Source organism: Mesorhizobium sp. M0816 (genome assembly GCF_040320005.1).
Taxonomy (GTDB): Bacteria; Pseudomonadota; Alphaproteobacteria; order Rhizobiales; family Rhizobiaceae; genus Mesorhizobium.
Genome location: NZ_JAMYOT010000003.1, coordinates 273,683 through 290,759, shown reverse-complemented (window position 1 = coordinate 290,759; position 17,077 = coordinate 273,683). Strand labels below are relative to the sequence as shown.

The 17,077-nt window shown below is 62.6% G+C and carries 19 protein-coding genes; 10 read left to right on the top strand and 9 right to left on the bottom strand.

Annotated features, from left to right (window positions below; genetic code table 11):
- Positions 1-86 precede the first annotated feature (86 nt).
- Together NKI17_RS05815 and NKI17_RS05810 are read left to right on the top strand one after the other, a co-directional pair.
- Positions 87-1,265, top strand: a complete 1,179-nt coding sequence (locus NKI17_RS05815) for an HlyD family secretion protein (protein ID WP_352620605.1) — start codon at positions 87-89, stop codon at positions 1,263-1,265.
- Between the two features lie 67 nt (positions 1,266-1,332).
- Complete coding sequence (locus tag NKI17_RS05810; protein ID WP_245274730.1) at positions 1,333-2,886, top strand: DHA2 family efflux MFS transporter permease subunit; 1,554 nt, start codon at positions 1,333-1,335, stop codon at positions 2,884-2,886.
- A gap of 126 nt (positions 2,887-3,012) precedes the next feature.
- Here NKI17_RS05810 and msrB read toward each other — a convergent pair whose 3' ends face one another.
- From msrB to NKI17_RS05790, 4 genes are all read right to left on the bottom strand, one after another.
- Entirely contained in the window at positions 3,013-3,513 is a 501-nt protein-coding gene (gene msrB / locus NKI17_RS05805) for a peptide-methionine (R)-S-oxide reductase MsrB (RefSeq protein WP_352588543.1), read from the bottom strand.
- Positions 3,514-3,687: 174 nt separating this feature from the next.
- The gene (locus NKI17_RS05800) at positions 3,688-4,245 is read right to left on the bottom strand and encodes a fasciclin domain-containing protein (protein WP_352588546.1); all 558 of its coding nucleotides are present in this window, start codon (positions 4,243-4,245) and stop codon (positions 3,688-3,690) included.
- 203 nt (positions 4,246-4,448) lie between these two features.
- Complete coding sequence (locus NKI17_RS05795) at positions 4,449-5,150, bottom strand: anti-sigma factor (RefSeq protein ID WP_352905542.1); 702 nt, start codon at positions 5,148-5,150, stop codon at positions 4,449-4,451.
- Positions 5,147-5,686 (bottom strand): sigma-70 family RNA polymerase sigma factor, encoded by a 540-nt coding sequence (locus NKI17_RS05790; protein WP_023677484.1) that lies wholly within the window; start codon positions 5,684-5,686, stop codon positions 5,147-5,149. The genes NKI17_RS05795 and NKI17_RS05790 overlap by 4 nt, the downstream gene beginning before the upstream one ends.
- Positions 5,687-5,812: 126 nt before the next feature.
- On the opposite strand from NKI17_RS05790, the gene NKI17_RS05785 reads away from it, so the two are divergent.
- Both NKI17_RS05785 and argB read left to right on the top strand, forming a co-directional pair.
- The gene (locus NKI17_RS05785) at positions 5,813-7,309 is read left to right on the top strand and encodes an amidase (protein WP_352905514.1); all 1,497 of its coding nucleotides are present in this window, start codon (positions 5,813-5,815) and stop codon (positions 7,307-7,309) included.
- 96 nt (positions 7,310-7,405) lie between these two features.
- Positions 7,406-8,299, top strand: coding sequence for an acetylglutamate kinase (gene argB / locus NKI17_RS05780; RefSeq protein WP_023677482.1), 894 nt, complete (start codon positions 7,406-7,408; stop codon positions 8,297-8,299).
- Positions 8,300-8,318: 19 nt separating this feature from the next.
- Here the strand turns inward: argB and bchE are convergent, their stop codons facing one another.
- Both bchE and NKI17_RS05770 read right to left on the bottom strand, forming a co-directional pair.
- Positions 8,319-9,857 carry a magnesium-protoporphyrin IX monomethyl ester anaerobic oxidative cyclase gene (gene bchE / locus NKI17_RS05775; RefSeq protein ID WP_352905513.1) on the bottom strand — a complete coding sequence of 513 codons (1,539 nt, stop codon included), beginning with the start codon at positions 9,855-9,857 and terminating at the stop codon, positions 8,319-8,321.
- Between the two features lie 102 nt (positions 9,858-9,959).
- A complete protein-coding gene (locus tag NKI17_RS05770; RefSeq protein WP_023677481.1) occupies positions 9,960-10,436 on the bottom strand; it encodes an Lrp/AsnC family transcriptional regulator in 477 nt (158 codons plus the stop codon).
- A 140-nt stretch (positions 10,437-10,576) separates the two neighbouring features.
- On the opposite strand from NKI17_RS05770, the gene phhA reads away from it, so the two are divergent.
- A complete protein-coding gene (gene phhA / locus NKI17_RS05765) occupies positions 10,577-11,410 on the top strand; it encodes a phenylalanine 4-monooxygenase (RefSeq protein WP_023677480.1) in 834 nt (277 codons plus the stop codon).
- On the opposite strand, the gene NKI17_RS05760 is transcribed toward phhA, so the two are convergent.
- Positions 11,405-11,905, bottom strand: coding sequence for a MarR family winged helix-turn-helix transcriptional regulator (locus NKI17_RS05760; protein WP_023677479.1), 501 nt, complete (start codon positions 11,903-11,905; stop codon positions 11,405-11,407). The genes phhA and NKI17_RS05760 overlap by 6 nt on opposite strands.
- A gap of 93 nt (positions 11,906-11,998) precedes the next feature.
- Between NKI17_RS05760 and NKI17_RS05755 the strand changes: the two genes are divergently transcribed.
- Complete coding sequence (locus tag NKI17_RS05755; protein ID WP_352455979.1) at positions 11,999-12,166, top strand: hypothetical protein; 168 nt, start codon at positions 11,999-12,001, stop codon at positions 12,164-12,166.
- Between the two features lie 49 nt (positions 12,167-12,215).
- Here NKI17_RS05755 and NKI17_RS05750 read toward each other — a convergent pair whose 3' ends face one another.
- Positions 12,216-12,977, bottom strand: coding sequence for a GGDEF domain-containing protein (locus NKI17_RS05750; protein WP_352568520.1), 762 nt, complete (start codon positions 12,975-12,977; stop codon positions 12,216-12,218).
- A gap of 161 nt (positions 12,978-13,138) precedes the next feature.
- On the opposite strand from NKI17_RS05750, the gene NKI17_RS05745 reads away from it, so the two are divergent.
- Complete coding sequence (locus NKI17_RS05745) at positions 13,139-13,846, top strand: pyrimidine 5'-nucleotidase (protein WP_023677476.1); 708 nt, start codon at positions 13,139-13,141, stop codon at positions 13,844-13,846.
- Between the two features lie 34 nt (positions 13,847-13,880).
- On the opposite strand, the gene NKI17_RS05740 is transcribed toward NKI17_RS05745, so the two are convergent.
- On the bottom strand, positions 13,881-14,720 hold the full coding sequence (locus tag NKI17_RS05740; protein WP_352568521.1) for an LOG family protein: 840 nt from the start codon (positions 14,718-14,720) through the stop codon (positions 13,881-13,883).
- Between the two features lie 145 nt (positions 14,721-14,865).
- Between NKI17_RS05740 and dapD the strand changes: the two genes are divergently transcribed.
- From dapD to NKI17_RS05725, 3 genes are read left to right on the top strand one after another with little or no spacing between them, the layout of a single operon-like run.
- Complete coding sequence (dapD, locus tag NKI17_RS05735; protein WP_352620596.1) at positions 14,866-15,720, top strand: 2,3,4,5-tetrahydropyridine-2,6-dicarboxylate N-succinyltransferase; 855 nt, start codon at positions 14,866-14,868, stop codon at positions 15,718-15,720.
- A gap of 30 nt (positions 15,721-15,750) precedes the next feature.
- The gene (locus NKI17_RS05730) at positions 15,751-16,128 is read left to right on the top strand and encodes a DUF805 domain-containing protein (RefSeq protein ID WP_023677473.1); all 378 of its coding nucleotides are present in this window, start codon (positions 15,751-15,753) and stop codon (positions 16,126-16,128) included.
- Between the two features lie 21 nt (positions 16,129-16,149).
- Positions 16,150-16,938, top strand: coding sequence for a hypothetical protein (locus NKI17_RS05725; protein WP_352568523.1), 789 nt, complete (start codon positions 16,150-16,152; stop codon positions 16,936-16,938).
- Positions 16,939-17,077 lie beyond the last annotated feature (139 nt).

Here is a 17,077-nt window from a genome sequence, read left to right as displayed (position 1 = left end):
CTCTTTAAGCGCTAAGTCAACGTCGAGATCGAACCGAACGGTTCAGTCTGACAAAATTCAGCGCCAGTTAATTTTAGAGAGATATCATGTCCTCGAACGCGCCCACCAGTGCCGAAGTCCGCCCCTTCCCCAGTGCCAAGGTCCAGCCTGCGATCGAAGCGCCGGAAACCCCTCTCAAGCCCGCCGACGTCACCCCGCTGGCTCCCGCCAAGAAGAAGCGCTCGATGCGCTCGATGTTGCTGCCCATCATCGGCCTGGCCCTGCTGGGCGCCGGCGCCTGGTATGGCTATGATTACTGGACCGACGGGCGCTTCATGATCACGACCGACGACGCCTATGTCCAGGCCGACACGGCGTTCATCTCGCCAAAAATCTCGGGTTATGTCGATCAGGTCAAAGTGACCGAGGACCAGCAGGTGAAGGCCGGCGACCCGCTGCTGATCGTCGATGACGGCGACTACAAGATAGCCGTTGCCCAGGCCGAGGCGCAGATCGCCACGTTGAGCAAGACGCTCGACCGCATCGATGCCCAGACCGAGGCGGCGCGCGCCTCGCTCAAGCAGGCGCAGGCGCAGAAGACCGCCGACCAGGCCGCGGCCGATAATGCGAAGCGAGCTCAGGTTCGTGCCGCCCAGTTGCTCAAGACCCGCGTCGGTACCCAGGCCCAGTTGGACGATGCCCAGACGGCGGTCGAGCAAGCCAATGCCGCACTAGCCGGCGCCGACGCGCAGATCGCGGCGGCTCAGGCCAATATCGGCGTGCTTCAGGCGCAGCGGGCGGAATCGGCAAGCACGCTGGCCTCGCTGCAGCTTGCCCACGACAAGGCGGTGCGGGATCTGTCCTTCACCGTGCTGCGCGCACCCTATGACGGCGTGGTCGGCAACCGCTCGGTCGAGCAGGGCGACCTGATCAGCCCCGGACAGAAGCTCGCCGTCATCGTGCCAATGGACAAGCTCTACATCGTCGCCAACTTCAAGGAGACCCAGCTTGCCCGGCTGGTGCCTGGTGAAAAGGTCAGAGTGTCGGTCGACGCGATCGACGGTCAGGACATCGAGGGTACCGTGTCGTCGCTGGCCCCGGCTTCGGGAGCAGTGTTCTCGCTGCTGCCGCCGGAGAACGCCACAGGCAATTTCACCAAGGTGGTGCAGCGCGTTCCGGTTCGCATCGACGTGCCCGCGGATGTGCTGAAGACGGGCAAGCTGCGCGCCGGCCTGAGCGTCGTCGTCGCCGTCGACAGCCGCACGGCGCCTTCGGCATCGAAGTAAAGCGGAACCGGGAGCAAAGGTCATGGCGACCGCAACCCTAACTGCAGGATCGGCGCCGACGCCAGCCATGCCGGTGCCGGTTGACCACATCTCGACACGCCGCGTCATCGCCTTCCTGGCAATGGTGTTCGGCATGTTCATGGCCATCCTGGACATCCAGATCGTCTCGGCCTCGCTGGCCGAGATCCAGGCGGGCCTGAGCGCCAGTTCGGACGAGATTCCTTGGGTGCAGACGGCGTATCTGATTGCCGAGGTGGTGATGATCCCGCTGTCGGGCTTCCTCAGCCGGATGCTGTCGACGCGGGTGCTGTTCACAATCTCGGCGGCAGGTTTCACCGCGGCCAGCGCGCTGGCGGCGACCGCAACCAATATCGACCAGATGATCGTCTACCGCGCCGTGCAGGGCTTCATCGGCGGCGGCATGATCCCGAGCGTCTTTGCAGCCGCCTTCACCATCTTCCCGCCGTCGCGTCGCGCCATCGTCTCGCCGATGATCGGCCTGGTAGCGACGCTGGCGCCAACCATCGGCCCGACCGTCGGCGGCTATATCAGCCATGCCATGTCCTGGCACTGGCTGTTCCTGGTCAACGTCGTGCCCGGCATTCTGGTGACGACGGCCGCCTGGTCGCTGATCGACTTCGACAAACCCAATCTCAAGCTGTTCAGCAAGTTCGACTGGTGGGGGCTTGCCGGCATGGCCGCCTTCCTCGGCTGCATGGAATATGTGCTGGAGGAAGGTCCCAACAACGACTGGCTGCAGGATCAGGCGGTGTTCATCTGCGCCGTCATCATGACCTTCGGCGCGGTGCTGTTCTTCTGGCGCGTGTTCACCGCCGAGGAGCCGATTGTCGATCTGAGGGCTTTCAGCAATATCAATTTTGCCTTCGGCTCGCTGTTCTCCTTCGTCGTCGGCATCGGCCTCTACGGTCTGACCTATCTTTATCCGGTGTTCCTGGGGCGGATCCGCGGCTACGATTCGATGATGATCGGCGAGGCGCTGTTCGTCAGCGGCCTAGCCATGTTCTTCACTGCGCCGATCTCCGGCATCCTGTCGAACAAGATGGACCCGCGCATCATGATGATGATCGGCTTCTTCGGCTTCGCCACGGGGACCTGGTGGATGACGCATCTAACCGCCGACTGGGATTTCTATGAACTGCTGATCCCGCAGATCCTGCGCGGCTGCTCGATGATGCTTTGCATGGTGCCGATCAACAACATTGCGCTCGGAACCTTGCCGCCGGAGCGGCTGAAGAATGCGTCTGGCCTGTTCAACCTGACCCGCAATCTCGGCGGCGCCGTCGGCCTGGCAGTCATCAACACCGTGCTGATCGACCGCAATGCCTTCCACTACGCCAGGCTCTCCGAGCACGTGCAATGGGGAAGTGCCGCTGCGCAGCAGAAGCTGCAGAACATGACGCTCAACTTCGAGCAGACCGCCGGGCTCGACGCCTCCAAGGCGGCCATCTCCAAACTGTCAGGCATGGTCCAGCAGCAGGCGTCGCTGCTGTCGTTCATGGACGTATTCTTCATGCTGACGGTTTTGTTCGCGACGCTTGGGCTCTTCACCCTGGTGATCCGCAAGCCAGCCGCTCAGGGCGGCGGTGGCGGAGGCCATTGAGGCGCGCTGGATCCCCCGCCTGGCGCCCTCGCGCATGACCCCGAAATGCGATTTTCGGGGTCATGCGCAAAATCAACCATTACGAAGTCCTCTCGCGCTCCGACAAAGTCAGGGTCGCAGCCGTCCTCACGCCGTCGCCGGCTTGAAGGTCAAGGCAACGCCATTGATGCAGTGTCGCAACCCGGTCGGCGGCGGACCGTCGTCGAATACGTGGCCGAGATGGCCGCCGCAGCGGCGACAATGGACCTCCGTGCGGGTCATGCCCAAAGACCTGTCCACGGTCTTGCCGACGGAATTCGGGATTTCCTGCCAGAAGCTCGGCCAGCCTGTGCCGGAATCGAACTTGGTCTCTGACGAATAGACCGGCAGGCCGCAGCCGGCGCAAGCGAAGATGCCTTTGCGGTGCTCGTTGAGCAGCGGACTGGTGCCCGGGTATTCCGTGCCCTCCTTGCGCAGCACATTGAAGGCCGCGTCGGACAGGATGGCGCGCCACTCGGCTTCGGTCTTGGTAACCTCGAAAGTCTCAGCCGCGCCTGCATCCTGGGCTCCGCCCATGCGCAGCGCGGTGGCGCCTGCGACAACGCCAATGGCTGCCGCACCACTCAAAAGAAGCTCGCGACGGTTCATGGCCATTCCTCCTGTCATTGCTTGTGCCAAATTCGACCGCCACACGGAAATCAAAAGCCGGTGACGATCGCTGTCCTCAAAGCGGGACTCCGCGCCTATCCACATCTTGCGTGAACGGCGCGGAGTGTGCGCAGGGAGGCCCTTAGCGATATCTTCGCCGGCAGCGTGCGTTTGTTACATCTTCGGCAGGAGAACCTTGTCGACGACGTGGATGACGCCGTTGGACTGCTCGACATCGGCGATCGTCACATTGGCGACGTTGCCGTTCTCGTCGGTCACGGTGACCTTGCCGCCGTCGGCCTTGAGCGACAGTTCGCAACCACCGACCGTCTTGACCTTGTGGGTGCCGCCGTCGTTCTTCACCATCTTGGCCACGTCGGCGGCCATCGCTTTGGCGCCGATGACATGGCAAGTCAGGATCTTGACGAGCTTGTCCTTGTTTTCAGGCCTGAGCAGCGTCTCCACCGTGCCGGCTGGAAGTGCCGCAAAGGCCTCGTTGGTCGGCGCGAACACAGTGAAGGGGCCAGCGCTTTGCAGCGTATCGACCAGGCCGCCTGCCTTGACGGCAGCGACCAGCGTCGTGTGGTCCTTCGAGTTGACAGCATTTTCGACGATGTTTTTCTGGGCATACATGGCGGCGCCGCCGACCATCGGATTTTGAGCATAGGCAATGGTGGCGAGCGCGGAAATGGCGACCGTGCCGGCAAGCAAAATGGTGGCGAATTTACGCATGATTTCAATCTCCTCGGGTTATCGTTCCCCTCATTTGGGAACGCAAGGAGATACGCGATAGAAATGCTGGAGTTTCGCCCTCTCCGCAAAAAATATTTGTCGCTGCAATTTGCCCGGCGCGGATCGACAGCCGCCAACAAGCTTTGCATGCGTTTAAATCGCGGGAGATAGATTTCAGGTCTGCTTCCGGAGATGAGAAGCGGTCAGATGCTCTTCAGATCGCCCGCTGCGACCACCGGTCCAGTCGGCTGGCCGGTCGGTGAACCGCCGGCAGGCTCAACGCTGACCGCAAGCACGGCGCCTTGCGCCAATTTCTCCTGGACGGCGGGCGGGATGGCCAAATGCGCGGTCGCACCGGCCGGGATGACGCCCATCGACACCGGCGCCTTCTTGCCTTCGATCATCCACAGCTCGAAGTCCTTGCCGGCGGCCCGCTCGCCGGAAACGTGGGAAAGACCGACCTCGTGACGGGCGGCATCGTAGACGACGAGATATTTGACGTCGCTGCCTTCGGCCGCCAGCGAGGCGACAAGCCGCGCCTGCGGCGGTTCGGTGGACGGGCGGAAGTAAGGCACGGCGATGTAGATCGCCAGCGCCGCAATGGCGGCGGCAAGACCGCGCCAGAAGCCAAGGCTCGACCACAGGCCGGCGCGCGGCTCTGCAGCGAACAGCCGGCGGTCCAATGCTTCCTTGACCCTGATCGGAGGCTCTGTCTCCGGATAGGCGGCGGCCATCGGCGAAAGATGCGCCTCCCAGGCATCGACAAGGCGCGCGAAGGCGGCGTCCGCATCGATGCGGCGCGACGCGATCTCGCGTTCATCGGCGGCCAGAACGCCAAGAACGTATTCGGCGGCGAACAGGTCGTCGCCCCCACGTTCCGGTCCATTGTCGTCAGCCAGCGTCATCTTTCCAGGCATTCTCTCAGTTTCAACAGGCTGCGCCGCAGCCAGGTCCGCATCGTGTTCAGCGGTACGCCATAGCGCTCCGCCAGTTCGGCATAGCTTTTGCCATCCAGATAGGCGCCCCGGACGGCCGCCGCCCGGTCCTTCTCCAATTCCTTGAGACAATGGTAAATGCGTTCGGACTCACCGCCCGCCACGGCCATGGCCTCCGGCCCCGGCGCCGGATCGGCCACGTCGAGCGCGGCATCGATATAGGCGGCAGGCTCTCGCCGCGCCCTGATCCGATCGATCGCATGATTGCGCGCAATGGCCACCAGCCAGGAGATCGGGCTCAGATCCGAAACGGCGAAACGGTCCGCCTTCGTCCATATCTTGACGAAGACCTCTTGAAGCGCTTCTTCTGCATCTCCCCGATCCTTCAATACACGAAGGCAGACGCCGAAAAGTTTCGCGCTGGTCTGCCGGTAGAGCAGATCGAACGCAGCCCGGTCCTTCATCGAAGTCCGGACAATCAGGTTGCTGATGTCCTGCGGCGTCATCCGCCGCCAAATTAGGCGATTGCAATGTATTTGCAACGACTGAAATGGTCTTGCGCACCGCCAACGCCAGCGTCGATTGCCAATGAAATCGCCGCCCGCTAGCTTGCAATGAGCGGGAGGGCGACCATGTCGATCGAGCGGATTCTGTGGGAGCATGACGCAACCGGCCAGGCCGCACTCGTGCACAAGGGAGAGATCACACCGCAAGATCTCGTCGATGCGGCGATCGCCCGGGCCGAGGCCACCCTGCCGGAGATCAACGCCATCGCCGAACCGCTTTTTGAGGCGGCGCGGGCGCGAGCGAAAACCGTCGACCACAAGCTGCCGTTTGCCGGAGTGCCCTTTGCGCTGAAGGACCTCGGCATCGCCATGAAGGGCGTGCCGACGCATGGCGGCAGCCGCATCCCAGCTTTCACCCCCGATTTCAGCTCGGTGATGACGGAACGCTATCTGGCCGCCGGCCTGATCCCGATCGCCACCAGCACCGCACCCGAACACGGGCTGAGGCTGGTGACCGAATCGGTGGCTTACGGCGTCACCCGCAATCCATGGAACACCGCGCACACGACCGGCGGTTCCTCGGGCGGTGCGGCTGCGCTGGTCGCGGCCGGCGTCGTGCCGATGGCGCATGCGTCGGATGGCGGCGGCTCGATCAGGGTGCCTGCGGCCTGTACCGGGCTGATCGGGCTGAAAACCTCGCGCGGCCGCGTACCCTTGACGCCGCTCGTCACCGAAAGCTGGTACGGCTTCGTCGTCGACCATGCGTTGGCCCGCTCGGTGCGCGATACGGCCCTGCTGCTCGACCTGACCCACGGGCCTGACCCGCTGTCGCCCTACGCGGCACCCTCGCCGAACGGCAGTTTCACTGCGGCGGCTGGGCGCGATCCGGGCAAGCTCAAGCTCGCCTTCTATCGAAAATCGCCGCTCGGTCTGCCGATATCGGAAGAGACGTTGAAAGCTCTGGATGCGGCGATCGGGCTGGCGCGCGAAGGCGGACACAGCGTCGAGGAGATCGACCTGCCCTATATCGATCGCGATTTCATCGCCGATTTCGCCAGAACCGTCGCTGCGGCGGTGGCCGGCACGATGCGTGGCGAGGCCTTGCGCGTCGGCCGCTCCATCTCAGGCGACATCGAACGCGCCACGCGCGTGATGAGCCGGTTCGGTGAAATTCTCTCGGCCGGCGAAATCTATGCCGGCCTGCAGCGGCTGCACGCCACTTCGCGCCGGCTTATCGCCGAAACCGCGCACTATGATGCTGTGCTGATGCCAGTTATCGCGCACCCGCCGCTCGCCTGCGGCACCATGGACCCGAAAGGCGCCGACGAATTCATCGAGAATGTCCTGGACAGACTGCGCCTCGCCGGCCTGCTGAAGTTCAAGCCGCTATTCGGCCAGCTGATGGACAAGAGCCTGTGGTTCACCCACTGGCCGGCGATCCAGAACGTCAGCGGGCAACCGTCGATCACGCTGCCGGTTTACGTCACCGATGCCGGCCTGCCGCTCGGCGTCCAGGCCGCCGGCCGCCCCGGCGACGAGGAAACGCTTTTGTCGTTCGCCGCGCAGATGGAAAGGATCTCGGGCTGGCTGGGCCGACGGGCGCCGCTCCAGCGGCCGGCATAGGCGGTGATTTGATCGATCGTGACAGCAAAGCCGTTTGCTCCCTCGTCCAATTCCCGCTAAGACGCCGCCGTTCATGCCAAGCTGGGAACCACGCCGATGACGGATGTCGCCGCCACCGCCGAAATGCAGGCCGCGCTGCTTTCAAGGGCGCTGCCCTATATGCAGCGCTACGAGAACAAGACGGTCGTGGTGAAATATGGCGGCCACGCGATGGGCGACATCGCGCTCGGCAAGGCTTTCGCCCGCGACATCGCACTTTTGAAACAATCCGGCGTCAACCCGATCGTCGTGCATGGCGGCGGGCCGCAGATCGGCGCCATGCTCAGCAAAATGGGCATCGAATCCAAATTCGAGGGCGGCTTGCGCGTCACCGACCAGAAGACCGTCGAGATTGTCGAGATGGTGCTGGCCGGGTCGATCAACAAGGAGATCGTCGCGCTGATCAATGCCGAGGGCGAGTGGGCGATCGGCCTGTGCGGCAAGGACGGCAACATGGTGTTTGCCGAAAAGGCGCGCAAGACCATGATCGATCCGGATTCCAACATCGAGCGGGTGCTCGACCTGGGCTTCGTTGGTGAGCCTGTCGAGGTCGACCGCACATTGCTCGACCTCCTGGCGCGGTCCGAAATGATCCCGGTGCTGGCGCCGGTGGCGCCCGGCCGCGACGGCCATACCTACAATATCAACGCCGACACGTTTGCCGGCGCCATCGCCGGCGCCTGCCAGGCGACGCGCCTGCTGTTCCTTACCGACGTGCCCGGCGTGCTCGACAAGGACAAGAAGCTGATCGACGAGTTGACCGTGGCCGAGGCCAAGGCCCTGATCAAGGACGGCACTGTCTCGGGCGGCATGATCCCCAAAGTCGAGACCTGCATCGAGGCAATCGAGCGCGGCGTCGCAGGCGTCGTCATCCTCAACGGCAAGACGCCGCATGCGGTGCTGCTCGAGCTGTTCACCGAACACGGCGCCGGCACGCTGATCGTGCCGTGAGGCCGGGTGTCTGAGGGGCTCAAGCGTTTGGCGAAATAGCGGTCACGGACTGACGCGACAGGCGTTCGACAACCATCGATTCCTCTTCCTCGTCTTGCGGCGCGCCCCAGAATTCGGCGAGCGTCGGGCCATTTTTCAGGCGGCGGTCGCGGACCAGAAAGCCCCAGACTTCGCGGAACCAGACGCGGCGGCCCATTTTGGTGTACCAGCGCATCGAATGCCGTTGCTCCGGATCCTTGTGGAACAGGATGCGCGCCAGCGCCTTGGGCCGCGACTGCACGGCCAGTTCGATCAGCTTAACGGCGAAGAACAACATCCACGGCTTGAGGCGGGTCATCTGCAGGACCTGATGCTTGTAGTCCCACAGGCGGGCGTCCAGCTGGATCACCTTGCGGTCCCTGGCAATCCTGAAGAACGGCGTCCAGCGATGCGGCGTCACATAGAGCGCCTGGATCTGGTCGGGGTCATAAGCGATCAGCTGGCGGAAGCCGCGCCAGAGGTCGCGCAAACTTTCGTCCTCGAAACCGGCCACCCAGGTCGCCATCGACAAGATGCCGTTGAGGCGCAGCAGCCGTATCGCCTCGCGGTCGGATGAGGTGCTGCCGCCCTTGCGGATCAACTGGAGCGTCTGCTCGTCGGTGTTTTCCATACCAAGCAGCCAGCGGATGACGCCGGCCTTGCGATAGAGATGCAGGCTGTCGGCGTCGCGGACGATGTCGTCGGCGCGGGTCGAGCCGACGATCAGTACCGGCACATTCTCGGCGATCATCGCATCGAGAAAGGCGCGCCAGGCTTTTTTGGAGGATGTCGGGTTCTCGTCGGCGAGGTTGATCAGCTCGACGCCATGCTCGCGATGCAGCCAGGCGATCTCTTGCGCGAACTTCACGGGGTCGCGATGCCGCCATCGCGTCCAGAAGCCGCGCTGGCCGCAATAATTGCACAGATGTGGGCAGCCTCGCGAGAACTGCATGACCACCGCACGCTTGCCTCCCCAATAGCTGTAGCGACTGAAATCGATCAGTTCCCAGCCGATGCGGTAGACGTCGAGGTTGGCGATCGTTCTTGCCGGCTTGGTGGCAAAGGGCTGGCGCAAATCGTCACGAAAAGCGATCCCCGCCACGTCCGACAGCGGCTTGCGTTTCTCAAGCGCTTCGACCAGCGCGACGATTGTCGCCTCGCCCTCGCCGCGCACGATGAAGTCGAAGGCATGCGTTTCGGCCAGTATGTCGCGCCAGTGATAGGTCGGAAACACGCCGCCATAAATCAGGATTGTCGCTGGCTCGATGTCCTTGACCATGCCGGCGATCAGCAGGGCTGTCGGATGTGCAGAGGTCGAGCCGGAATGGCCGATCAGAATGCAGTCGGGATGGTCGCTCAAGGCGTCCCGGACCAGCGTGGCAAGCGCCATCGGCCCGAATTCGGCGTCCACAAGCCGTAGTTGATGTCCCGCGTCGATCAGCGGACCGCCCAGTGCCAGCAAGCCGAGCGGCGGCAGATGGTCGTCCGGCACACGGCTGCCGATGGCGGTATGCGGCGGGTTGATCAAGACGATTTTCATGGCGGGCCTTATGCAATGGCGGTCCGCATGTCGTAGTCGGCGATCTAGCTCTGGAGATTGGCTCGCTTCAGCAGTTTGTGTGCAGCTTTTCCGCAGAAATGCCTATCGTCTGAGATGTGCAAGCGGGACATGGCCGGGTCCCTTGATGTTCTGCAGCACAAGCTGCGTGTGTACGTCGCGCACGCCTTCGAGCCGCATCAGCCGGTGCATGACGAAGGCATTGAGCTCGTCGACCGACGGCACCATGACATGCAGCAGGAAATCGTAGTCTCCAGTCATCGTCCAGCACGACGACACCTCGTCCATGCGTTGCACGGCGGCGATAAAGGTTTCGGGCGAGCCGTCGCTGTGGGTTACGAGGCGCACCTGGATGAACACTTCGACCATCAGCCCGACGGCGCGGCGGCTGAGCACCGCAGCAAAGCCCTTTATGATGCCCGCTTGCTGAAGGGCCTCGAAGCGCCGCGCGCAAGGTGTCGTCGACAGCCCAATCTCCTGCGCCAATTCGGAGACCGGCTTGCGCCCGTCGCGTTGCAGGATGTCGAGCATCTTGATCTCGAATTCATCAAACTGAGGCATTTTCACTCTCCCAAAGCTCGACCGTGGAGTCTTTTACCTCCAACCCCGCATTTGAGCCACCATCAAAGCTGATTTGCCTCGCGCCATCCCGCTAGAATTTCCGGCAATCCGCTGATCATGATTTCCAGGGAGAGCAAGCCATGACAATGAACGTTGCCGACTATGCCCGCGAATGCGCTGCGCGAGGCCTTCGCGGCGATTATTCGGTCTGCCGTGCCGATTTCACCGTGGCGCAGGGCTACAATTATAGCGACCAAGAACAGGCGGTGTGGCGCACGCTGTGCGACCGCCAGACGAAGCTGACCAGGAAGCTCGCCCACCATTCCTATCTCGATGGCGTTGCGGCGCTCGGCCTTCTCGACAAGATCCCGGATTTCGGTGCGGTCAGCGAGAAGCTGCGCAAGCTCACCGGCTGGGAGATCGTCGCCGTGCCGGGGCTCATCCCCGCCCAGCCGTTCTTCGACCACCTCGCCAACCGCCGCTTCCCGGTCACCAACTGGCTGCGAACCCAAAAGGAGCTCGACTACATCGTCGAGCCCGACATGTTCCACGATTTCTTCGGTCACGTGCCGATCCTGACGCAGCCGGTCTTTGCCGACTTCATGCAGATGTATGGCAAAAAGGCCGACAGCGTGATTGCGCTCGGCGGCGACGAGATGATCACCAGGCTTTACTGGTACACCGTCGAATACGGGCTGATACGCGAGCCGGGCCAGCCGCTGAAGGCTTTCGGTGCCGGGCTGATGTCATCCTTCACCGAGCTTCAGTTCGCGGTCGAAGGCGGCGAGGCGCACCATGTCCCCTTCGACCTGGAAACCGTAATGCGCACCGGCTACGAGATCGATAAGTTCCAGCGCGCCTATTTCGTGCTGCCGTCGTTCGACGCCCTGCGTGATGCTTTCGAGACCGCCGATCTTGCGGCGATCGTGGCGCGCCGCAAAGGCGAGCCAGCGCTCGACCCGGCGAGCCTATAGGCTGTCGGCTGTTTCCAACGCCTCGGCCTTCAGCCGGGCCAGTTGGTCGCGCTGAAGGTCGAGGGACGCCGTGACGAAGCGCAGGATCGTGGCGAGCTCAGTGTCGCTGAATGTGGCGATCACCTTTTCCCCCTCCTGCGCGATCGCGCCATAATAGCGCGTCGATAGTTCTCGCGTGAGTTCCGTCGCCTCTATGACCACCTTGCGCCTGTCCTCAAGGCTGCGCGTTCGTGTCAGCAGGCCGCGCGCCTCCAGCCGGTCGATCAGCGCGGTGACCGCGGCCGGCGTCAATCCTGTTGCGGCCGCGACCTCGCCAGCCGATCGCGGGCCGCCATAGAGCAGCGCCAGGCAATGGCGTTCCGCCATACTCAGCCCAAGCCTATCGCCCACTGCCTCGTCATAAGCCTGCGTCGCGTCCTGCCAGCCCATAATGGCAAGGCTGATGGCGGTCTTCATGTCGGCCCGATTCATGCTTGACGAATTTATTTCGACCATCTAACTATCAATCTGCCTAACATTACGTCCATTATAGTAATATGCTGCATCAGGCGCAAGGCAAGGCCTGTCGCAGCCTGCAAGGAGTGAAACATGAATCAGACCCCGACGCGCGGCCCACTCACACCGGCCGAGGAGTTCAAATATGCCAAGCTGGCGATGGAGTGGTATGGCTGGGGCTCTCCCATTGGCCTTGGCATCGCTCTGGTGGCGGTGGCGGCGGCCGCCCTGCTGTTCCGCATCGCCATCTTCGGATTTTGACAGTCTGGCAGCGGCGCGGTTGAATGCAGCAGAAGGCTTAGGGCCGAGCTCAGGCGGCTTCGGAAATATCGCGGTCGATGATCGACAGATTGCGGCCGCGATGCTTGGCCTCGTAGAGCCGCTGGTCGGCGGCGCGCATTAGCTCCGACACTGCGGCGTCTCTGCCGCAGGTGATGCCGCCAATACTGACTGTCAGCGGAACCGTTCGTTCGTCGACGGGCCGGAAACGGATACGCTCGACTTCACGCCGGATGCGCTCGGCGACGCGCCTGGCCTCGTGTTCGGTGGCACCAATCAGAAGGGCGCAGAATTCCTCGCCGCCGATGCGGCCAAGCACGTCGCCGCTGCGCACGCCACGCTCTATCGCGTTTGCGATCAGGAGCAGCGCATCGTCGCCGATCAGATGGCCGTAGCTGTCGTTGATGGTCTTGAAATGGTCGGCATCGACGATCAGCAATGCCCCGCGATCGGATTTGCGCCGGGAGCCGTCGAGAGCGGCAAAGAAACTTTCGCGGTTGAGCATGCCGGTCATGTCGTCGCGGCTCGCCTTTTCCGCCAAACGCCTGTGCGCGGCGGCGAGTTGGGCATGGGCGCGGGCGAGCTCGCGATGCGCGGTCTGCAACCTTTCGCCCTGCCAGAACGTATAGGCGCCGACGCTCCAGGCAAGCGCGAGCGGGCACACGGTGGATGTCAGCCAGATGGTGCGATTGATCGGAAACCCCATTGCCGGCACGACGATCAGCGTCAGCAAAAGCGAGACCGCGACGGAGGCGAAAGCGATGGCGGCAGACTTTAGAAATATGCGATTCATCGCTTGCTCCCACTGGTCCGTCTTGGTTCCAACAAAGCGCTGAATGTCACCTTTCGGCGATGCTTAAGATTTTAATCATGGCACCATTTTTACCACCCAGGGCGCGCATAGGTTGTGGATAAACCTCCTGTTAGAAAGATCGTTTCGTGCCATAAGGACGTATGACCACACTTCCCGACCCCGCCCGCTTTGCCCATGTCACCGACTGGGTGTTCGATCTCGACAACACGCTTTATCCGCATCATTCGAATCTGTTCTCGCAGATCGATGTGAAGATGACCGCCTACGTCGGAGAATTGCTGACGCTGCCGCGCGAGGAAGCACGCAAGCTGCAAAAGGAGCTCTACCGCGAATATGGCACGACGCTGAACGGATTGATGACGCGCCACGGCATCGACCCCGACGATTTTCTCGAGAAGGTCCACGACATCGATTATTCCTGGCTGGTTCCAGATCCCGTCCTAGGCACCGCCATTCGCCAGCTTCCCGGCCGTAAATTCATCTTCACCAATGGCGATCGCCGGCATGCCGAACGCACCGCGCGGCAGTTGGGCATTCTCGAGCATTTCGATGATATTTTCGATATCGTCGCAGCCGGACTGAACCCCAAGCCGGCGCGGCAATCCTATGAGAAATTTGCCGAACTCCACGCCGTTACCGGGCAAAATGCGGTGATGTTCGAAGATCTTGCCCGCAACCTGTCGGTGCCGAAATCGCTGGGCATGACCACAGTGTTGGTGGTGCCGCGCAATTTCGAGCCGACCTTCTCGGAAATCTGGGAACGCGACCCGGCCAACGAGGACGATGTGGACTTCGTCACCGACGACCTCGCCGGCTTTCTCACGGCGATCGTGGAAGTCCCTGCTTGAGGCAGCCGGCGCGCTTCAAGTCCTTGCTTGCATGTCAAAGTTTATAGAAGCGGCTGACGATCCCCCAGGCCTCGTCGGCAGTGTCGACGAAATCGATGATATCCTGGTCGCCGGGCGTGATCGTGCCTTGCTCGGCGAGGAAATCGAGGTCGATCGCCCTTGCCCAGAAAGCCTTGCCGAACAGGATGACCGGCACGCGTTCCATGCGGCCGGTCTGGATCAGGGTCAGCGTTTCGAAGAACTCGTCCATCGTGCCGAAGCCGCCTGGAAATACCGCAACGGCCTTGGCACGCATGACGAAATGCATCTTGCGGACCGCGAAATAGTGGAAGTTGAAGCAGAGTTCCGGCGTCACGTAGGCGTTTGGCGCCTGCTCGTGCGGCAGCACGATGTTGAGACCGATCGACGGCGCGCCAACATCGTCGGCGCCACGATTGCCGGCCTCCATGACGCCCGGCCCGCCGCCGGTCACCACGACGAATTCGCGAAAGTACGAGGTGGCCGATTGCTGCGAGCAGAGGCGGGCGAATTTGCGCGCCTCCTCGTAATATTTGCTGTTTTGCTCGAGGTTCTTCTTCTGCGTCTCGTTCTTGGCCGCCCAGGCTTCGCCGCCGGGCTCGGGAATGCGGGCGCCGCCGAACAGGATGACGGTCGATTGGATGCCGCGCTCGGCCAGGATCATCTCCGGTTTCAGCAGTTCGAGCTGCAGCCTGACCGCGCGCAACTCGCGCCGCGTCATGAAATCGGGATCGTTCCAGGCCAGCCGGTATGTCTCCGCGCGCGTTTGCGGCGTGTCCGGCACGCTTCTCGACCGCTCCAGATCCTCGTCCGAATGCGGCAGCGGCGTCCATCCCGTCTTTTCCATGGGAGTCATATTTGCTTTACCCGTCCAATCATTCACCTGCGCCGTCCCGTGACGCTGCCGCGATTGACCCTCCCCAAGCCTTCACATAGGGTCCGCGCGACTTTCAAACAGGTTAAGGCGCCGGCCCTTAACAGCTTGGTAATGGAGCGAATTCATGTCGAAGCCCGATCTCGCGAGCCTCGAGGAGATTATCGAGAACGCCTTCGAGGAACGCGACACGATTTCGACCGCAACCCGCGGCGAGACGCGCGAGGCCATCCAATCGGCGCTCGACCTGCTCGACCGGGGCGTCGCCCGCGTCGCCGAGCGGCAGGCCGACGGCAAATGGCACGTCAACCAGTGGCTGAAGAAAGCGGTGCTGCTGTCGTTCCGGCTCACCCCGATGGAGATCATAAAGGGCGGTCCCGGTCAGGCGGTATGGTGGGACAAGGTGCCTTCGAAGTTCGACGGCTGGAGCGCCGTCGATTTTGAGAAGGCGGGCTTCCGCGCCGTGCCGTCGTCGATCGTGCGCCGCTCCGCCTATGTCGCGCCCGGCGCCGTGCTGATGCCGTCCTTCGTCAATATCGGCGCCTATGTCGACAGCGGCACCATGGTCGACACCTGGGCTTCGGTCGGCTCCTGTGCCCAGATCGGCAAGAATGTGCATCTGTCGGGCGGCGTCGGCATCGGCGGTGTGCTGGAGCCGATGCAGGCCGGCCCAACCATCATCGAGGACAATTGCTTCATCGGCGCCCGTTCCGAAGTGGTCGAAGGCTGCATCGTGCGCGAAGGCTCGGTGCTCGGCATGGGCGTCTTCATCGGCCAGTCGACCAAGATCGTCGACCGCGCCACCGGCGAGATCTTCTACGGCGAGGTGCCGCCTAATTCCGTCGTCGTCGCCGGCTCGCTGCCGGGCAAGCCTTTTCCAAACAACGAGCCCGGCCCCAGCCTCTACTGCGCCGTCATCGTCAAGCGGGTCGACGCCAGAACCCGTTCCAAGACATCGATCAACGAATTGCTGCGCGATTGATCTTTCTCAACGAATACGGACGGAATTCGCTTGCCTGACAGATCAGACCTCATCTGGCTTTTCTTCAGAACTTCGGGCCGCGTCAGCCGCGCGGCCTATTTTCTGGGAGGACTGCTGGTGGCCATCATACAGGCCCTCCCACTCTACCGTTTCACGCTGGTTCCGGAAGGCACTACCGAGAGCAACATGTGGTCGTTCATTTTCTTCATCGCCTTCATTGCCTCGCTTTGGTCGAACGTGGTGCTGGCGGTGAAGCGGTTGCACGACCTCGACAAGCCGGGCGTTGCGGCGCTGGTGCTGTTCGTGCCGGTTGTCTCGATTATCGCTTTCCTCGTGCTTTGCCTATTTCCCGGGCAGCCGGGACCCAACCGCTACGGCAAGCGCACCAACGCACCGGCCGAACCCTGAGCGCCGATCGGATATTTCGTCATGCGCTACCGCTCGCTTGATTCGAAACTGATCCTCGAAACCGCCGAACGGCTGGAAGAGCGCGTCGCCGAGCGTTTTCCCGATGCCGGCTTGCGCGGCGTCGCCGCCGAGCTCGTGTCGCTGTCGCGCGATCTGGCAAAGGCAGCCAAGGCGCTGGAGGCGCCGATCTGGTGGCTGCGCGGCCTCATCATCGCCGCCTTCGTCGTCGGAGCGCTGATGTTCCTGTTCGTCGGCACAATCCTGCCGCTCGGCCGCATCTCGGGAAACCACGATGCCTTCCAGTCGATGCAAGGCATCGAAGCCTCCCTCAACATGATCATCCTCGCGGTGCTGGGCTTTCTGGCCCTGATTCGCTCCGAGGAGCGGATCAAGCGCAAGCGGGTGTTTCGCCAGCTCCACGGGCTGCGTTCGCTGATCCACGTCATCGACATGCACCAGCTGACCAAGGATCCGGCAACGCTTTCAGCCAGTTTCAAGCCGACTGCGCATTCGCCAGCCCGCATCACCAACGCCGCCGACCTTGCCCGCTATCTCGACTACTGCTCCGAGATGCTGTCGATCACCGGCAAGATCGCCGCGCTGTTTGCGCAGTCGGTCAATGACGCCGTGGTCATCGACGGCGTCAACGACATCGAGAACCTGGCTTCGAGCCTCTCGCGAAAGATCTGGCAGAAGATCACGCTGATCGAAACCCCTCATGGGCAGCCGGCACGTGCGGCGAAGACCTATCCCGAGCCGGGTCCGCCGCGTCGGCCTGCAGTCCGCAGACAACCGGGGCCGGCAAGCTAAAACCGGCCATCCGGCGGCAGATCCGCTAGAACGGTTCATCGTTTCGCAGAAACGCCGAACCGCTCTATCTTTTTGTTTTGACGCAATTCCGGACGGAAAACCGCTTCACACTTTTCCTGGAATTGCTCCAGAGCGGCGG